The sequence below is a fragment of the Blautia sp. AM47-4 genome (assembly GCF_003479865.1).
GTDB lineage: Bacteria > Bacillota > Clostridia > Lachnospirales > Lachnospiraceae > Fusicatenibacter > Fusicatenibacter saccharivorans.
Genome location: NZ_QUHY01000059.1, coordinates 1 through 5,858 on the forward strand (window position 1 = coordinate 1; position 5,858 = coordinate 5,858).

Below are 5,858 nucleotides of genomic sequence, written 5' to 3' on the forward strand. Positions count from 1 at the left end.
GAGCCTTCGGAGCGCAAAACCTGTTTACAGGTCGCATTTTTGATGGGTGTACCCGTCAAAACCTGTTTACAGGTCGCATTTTTGATGGGTGTACCCGTCAAAAGTGCTTTTGCGTTACTTTTGACAAAAGTAACAAACCTGAGAATGTTGAAATTTACAGATGGGAGATGAAAAAATGCAGAGAACGATAAGTGCAATGGTCGGTAAAGGCTCGGTCAATCACAATAGCCGAAAGTTCCGAGCAGAAAATGTAGACGGAACTCGTACTCATCTCAATATCGACTACTGCAATGAAAATATAAAGACAGTTTATCACGAATTGTTTGATGAAGCATTGGAAAGATACAATGCCAAGCAGATAAGGTCAGACCGAAAGATAAAAGATTATTATGAAAAAATCCGAAGTTCCAAGCAGGAAAAACCGTTCCACGAAATCATTTTACAGGTGGGCGGTAAGGGAAATATGAACGCCGATACGGAAAACGGAGAACTGGCAAAGCAGATTTTAGATGAATACTATCAGGGTTTTCAGGAGCGAAATCCACAGCTTCGGGTGTTCTCGGCTCATCTGCATATGGATGAAGCTACACCACATCTGCACATAGATTTTGTACCTTTTACCACAGGCAGCAAGCGTGGACTTGATACAAGAGTGTCACTAAAGCAGGCTCTTGCAACGCAAGGTTTTAAGGGCGGCAGTCGTGGCGATACGGAGTGGTCGCAATGGATACAGTCCGAAAAAGAACAGCTTGCGGCGGTGATGGAACGTTATGGGATTGAGTGGGAACATTTAGGCACACACGAAAAACATCTTTCTGTTTTGGATTATAAAAAGCAGGAAAGAGAAAAAGAAGTGGCGGCATTAGGTGCGAAAATCGAGCAGAAACAGATTGAATTTGATGTGTTGTCGGAACGAGTATTGAACTATGATAAGGCAAAAGACGAGCTGTCAAATCTTGAAATAGAGCTTGATACTGCACCGAAATATCAGTTGCCAGAACCAGAGAAATTTATGACTGCAAAGGCATATAAACCAAAATGGCAGAGCCGGTTGTAAGGAAATTGAAGCAACTTGTCAAAACGGTGCTTGCCCGCTGCTTTGAGGGGTGGGACAACTATCATAGGCTGAATACAGCGAATGCACAGTTATACCGCACCAATCAGCGTTTGGAGAAAGTCAATGAAAGATTGACCGAAGAAAACAAAATCCTAAAAGCAGAAAATAAAGATTACAGCCTGCTCCGTAAGGTTTTTGGTCGCAAACAGATAGATGATTTGTTGGAGCAGGCAAGAACAGTTAAAGGTCGCAAGCGTGATAATACACGATCACGATAGACAAAAATCACAGGAGGAAAAGGAAAATGACAAAGACAATTTTTGAAGAAATGGGCGGAACTTATAGACAGGTGGGTGATTATTTATTGCCGAACATCACAGTACCAGCCGAAGAAGAAATAGAGCCGATTGGTTTATGGGGGAAACGACATGCAAGGCATTTAAAGGAACACTATAAAGTGTTATATATGAACCTGCTGACAAGCGGAAAGCTGCATAGTTATCTTGCAGAAGTCGATAAGCAAGCAGAGGATATGTTTCTTCGACTGGTAAAGGAATATGCCGACAGACAAGATGTGACGGAACAATTAAAGAAAGATAATCCCTACGAATGGATTGGAAGAATGAATAATATTCAGGCTTGTGTGAGGGAAGTTGTAGGAACGGAGTTGATTTACACATAAGCGTTTTACGGTATGGTGCTCCTGCGTTTGCTGGAGTGCTGTGGTTGTGGTTGTAAAGAGGTTGTGAAAGATTGAATTTCGTAATGGTTGGATGTATAATTAGGAAGTGAAAATTTTAATTTGCACTTCCATAAGGTGAAATGTATTGACACAAAAAATACAGTATGATAGTATTGCCATTAGAAGAAAGAAAGGCACATTTTGTGTAAGGTGAGGAAATGATTAATAGATAATTTGATTTAAGTAAGACACATATAGTTATTGAGCCTGTAGAGAATAGGTTTGTTTTGTGTACGCTTAAGTTGGATTATCGCAAGAGGCATTTCCTTTGTTTTCCTTTTGGAAAAGAAATAAGGGGCTATTTAGCGAGTCTATTTTTGCGTATGCAAAAAAGACTCGTTTTTGTGTGTTCAAAATAATAATTGGCTCAGACTTCGAAAAGGAGAAACTTTAATGTTGCAGATAAAAAAATTAAATTTAACACATAAAAAAGACCTGAGAATAATTCTTAATGATTTCAACCTTGTGCTAAATGATGGAGATAAGGCAGTTATTATTGGAGAAGAGGGAAATGGGAAATCGACATTAATGAAGTGGATATACAATCCGTCGCTTGTAGAAAACTATATAGAAGCAGATGGGGAAAGGATAATGGGACACGAACGTCTTGGTTATCTTCCGCAGGAGATGCTCGATGAAGATAAGGAAAAAACAATATACGAATATTTTTCTGAAGAGGAAATATTCTGGGAGAAAACGCCTAAAGAATTGTCTGTTATTGCGGGAAAATTTGGAATGAAAAATGATTTTTTCTACAGTAACCAGACAATGGGTAGTCTTTCAGGAGGCGAAAAAGTCAAGACACAACTTATGAGGCTTTTCATTCGCGATGTTTCTGTGCTGTTGTTGGACGAACCTTCCAATGACATCGACATTGCGACGCTTACATTACTGGAAAAAATCATAAATGACTGGAAGCACATTGTGCTTTTTATTTCACACGATGAAACGCTGATAGAGCGTACTGCCAACATGGTGATACATATCGAGCAGATTATACGAAAAACAAAGGCGAGATATACCGTGGCAAAGCTTCCCTATAGACGCTATGTGGAAGAACGGCTTCATAAATTTGAAATCCAAAAACAGCGGGCACTGAGTGACCGTAGGGAGAAAAAGATTCGCGATGAAAAATATCAAAGAGTTATGCAGAGTGTACAAGGTGCATTAAGAAGTTGTACCAGACAAGCACCGTCTGTTGCCAAAAACTTAAAGGACAAAATGCATACGGTTAAGGCAATGGAACGAAGATTTGAAAAAGAAGATGAAAATATGACTCAGATGCCGGAACAGGAAGAAGCAATCTTTGTCAAATTAGGGGATGAAAACTCACACATTCCCGCAGGAAAAACGGTCATAGAATATGAACTTTCAAAGCTTGTGACTCCGGATGGCAAAAGAATTTTAGCAGAAGGAATTCATTTAAAAATAAAAGGTTCAGAAAAAATCTGTATGATAGGAGCCAACGGGGCAGGAAAAACGACTCTTCTAAAAAAGATAGCGGAAGAACTCCTAAATCGGAATGACATTAAAGCAGAATATATGCCTCAAACTTATGAAGACCTGCTGGATTTGGATGTTACACCGGTTGATTACCTTGATAAAACAGGAGATAAAGAAGAGCGTACAAGAATTAGAACATACCTTGGTTCACTTAAATACACACCAGATGAAATGGAGCATCCGATTCGGGAGTTATCAGGCGGACAAAAGGCGAAAGTGCTTCTCTTGAGGATGAGCTTAAGTGGTGCAAATGTTCTTATTCTGGATGAACCGACAAGAAATTTTTCACCATTGTCCGGTCCGGTAATAAGAAAAATGCTCCGAGAATTTCCGGGGGCTGTCATTAGCATTTCTCACGATAGAAAGTATATTGAAGAGGTGTGCGATAAAATATATCAGCTAAATCCTAATGGATTACAGCTAATTGGTGATTGATAACAAAAAGGATGAAAGACTGACAAATTTCAGGCTTTTAGTGAGTTGGAAAGCATACAAAGATTTGAATTTGGAGGATAGATTATGGTACGTACAGAAGATGCATGTGAAATTATAAAATATGCTTTGCAAAACGAAATTAAAGTATATTTAGATGGCGGATGGGGTGTTGATGCACTTCTTAAAAGAGAATCAAGAATACACAATGATATTGATTTGTTTGTTGAACTGAAACATTATCATGATTATATTTATGTGATTAAGCAGCATGGATTTGAGGAAGTAAATACTGATTATACAACGGATGGTCATACTGTCTGGAAAGATGATAAACAAAGAATCATTGATTTACATTGTTTTGAATTTACAGATGACGGAATTGTTTATGAGGGAGATATATTTCCATCAAAAACTTTTTCCGGTATTGGAAAAGTTGGAGATATAACTGTTTCTTGTATTGAACCATTGAGTCAGGTAATGCTTCATTTGGGATATGAACACGATAAAAATGATGTGCATGATGTGATGCTGTTGTGTGAAACATTTCAAATAGCAATACCAGATGAATATAAGGAAAAGTAAAATTTCAGTTTTGTGTTGAATCTCTAAGCAAAATAGCTTATAATTTGACATGCTACATATAGTTATTATCCACAGTTATCGAGTAGGTGTTATCAATGCCGATAACAAAATGATAACATTAGCTCGTATAGGCAGGATAATATGGATATATCAAATAATCAAAAGAACGAGAAACATTACAGAGAATAATTCCTAAACAAAAAGCGTTAGTCTTTGTAGAGTTTGAATAGTTGGAGCAGAGCTTCAAAGCCTTTATTTTCAAGGGTTTTGAGGCTCTTTTCTTTTAGAATTGCATTTTGATTGCATTTTTTTATTCAACTGCTCTGTGATAGATTGCTGTATGCTGATTGCTGGTGTAATCGGCAACACTGGTTGTTGCCGGAGTATAAGTGAGAACGCCAGTTAATTTTTTGGCAACTTCCACGTTGGTGTTGGGATATAAATGTCCATAGGTTCCTAACGTGGTCTGTATCTTTTCATGCCCCAGACGTTCTTTAATCAATAAAGGATTTTCTCCCATACTGATGAGCAGGGAAGCATGGGAATGTCTGAGTGCATGAATTTTGATACGGTGTACGCCTGCCAATCCAGCAAGTTTTTCTAATGCCCGTGGGAGGGTGTGCTTACTGGTGGGAATCCCATTATAGCTTAGTACAAGGTCACAGTCCTTTAAAACCTTTTGCTGTACTTCCTGCCATGCTTTTAATTCTTTAATGGTATCTGTGTCAATATAGATAGTGCGAATACTGGCTTGTGTCTTTGGTTCCACAAATTTGTATTCGTCTATTGTTTTATAGTACAGCGTTTTCGTTATACTTAAAAGTCCGGTTTCAAAGTTGATATCCGACCATTGCAGGGCTGCGGCTTCTCCGATTCTCATTCCAGTCATAAACAGGAGCCAGTATGAAATGAAAAGGTAATGTTCGTAATAATCGCCCTTGTAGAGTAGGGAAATTACCTTTTGAAATTCATCCAGTGTCCAAAAATCCACTTTTGTTTTCTTGCTCTTGATGTTTCCTATCATTCGTGACGGATTTTTCTTTGCAAGACCGAGAACAACTGCTCTGTCAAAGGCAATGGAGAGCATACCCTGTACAATACGGATATAGTTTGGACTAAATTCTTTTGCGAGTTCAAGCTGCCAGTTTTGGACGTTAATGGGTTCTATCTCATCCACCGTCATTTTGTAAAAGTATGAAAAATGTTTCTGAATGGTAGAACGGCGGTTCAGATAGGTACTTTCCTTTACCTGTGTTTTATACCAAGGTAGGTAAGTCTCTTCAATGAACTGCTGAAAGGATAGCTGCTGTTTCTTTTCTGTCAATTCCTCTGTGGATGTAAGCATAAGCTTTGAATATGCTTCTCTGGCTTCCTTTTTTGTCTTGAATCCGCTTTTGTATTTCTGAATCTGTTTTCCGGTAATCGGGTGGAAACCTAAGTTTGCTCTAAAATAATAAGTTCCGTTTTCTGCTTTCTTAATAGGGTCTTTTGCCATGATTTCACTCCTTACATAAATGTGCAAGAAGTACAATCAGTTCG

At 38.4% G+C, this 5,858-nt stretch carries 4 protein-coding genes and 1 pseudogene; 4 read left to right on the top strand and 1 reads right to left on the bottom strand.

Annotated features, from left to right (window positions below):
- The first annotated feature begins 196 nt into the window (after positions 1–196).
- The 4 genes and pseudogenes from DW965_RS18095 (at position 197) to DW965_RS18110 (ending at position 4,319) form a co-directional block, all read left to right on the top strand.
- Positions 197–1,335 (top strand): annotated as a pseudogene (locus DW965_RS18095) (plasmid recombination protein).
- 26 nt (positions 1,336–1,361) lie between these two features.
- Positions 1,362–1,739 (top strand): TnpV protein, encoded by a 378-nt coding sequence (locus DW965_RS18100; protein WP_009247523.1) that lies wholly within the window; start codon positions 1,362–1,364, stop codon positions 1,737–1,739.
- Between the two features lie 453 nt (positions 1,740–2,192).
- Positions 2,193–3,737 (top strand): ATP-binding cassette domain-containing protein, encoded by a 1,545-nt coding sequence (locus DW965_RS18105; protein WP_009247522.1) that lies wholly within the window; start codon positions 2,193–2,195, stop codon positions 3,735–3,737.
- An 84-nt stretch (positions 3,738–3,821) separates the two neighbouring features.
- Positions 3,822–4,319: a nucleotidyltransferase domain-containing protein gene (locus DW965_RS18110; RefSeq protein WP_009247521.1), complete on the top strand. Its 498-nt coding sequence runs from the start codon at positions 3,822–3,824 to the stop codon at positions 4,317–4,319.
- Positions 4,320–4,629: 310 nt separating this feature from the next.
- Here the strand turns inward: DW965_RS18110 and DW965_RS18115 are convergent, their stop codons facing one another.
- The gene (locus DW965_RS18115) at positions 4,630–5,814 is read right to left on the bottom strand and encodes a site-specific integrase (protein ID WP_015552515.1); all 1,185 of its coding nucleotides are present in this window, start codon (positions 5,812–5,814) and stop codon (positions 4,630–4,632) included.
- Positions 5,815–5,858: the final 44 nt, after the last annotated feature.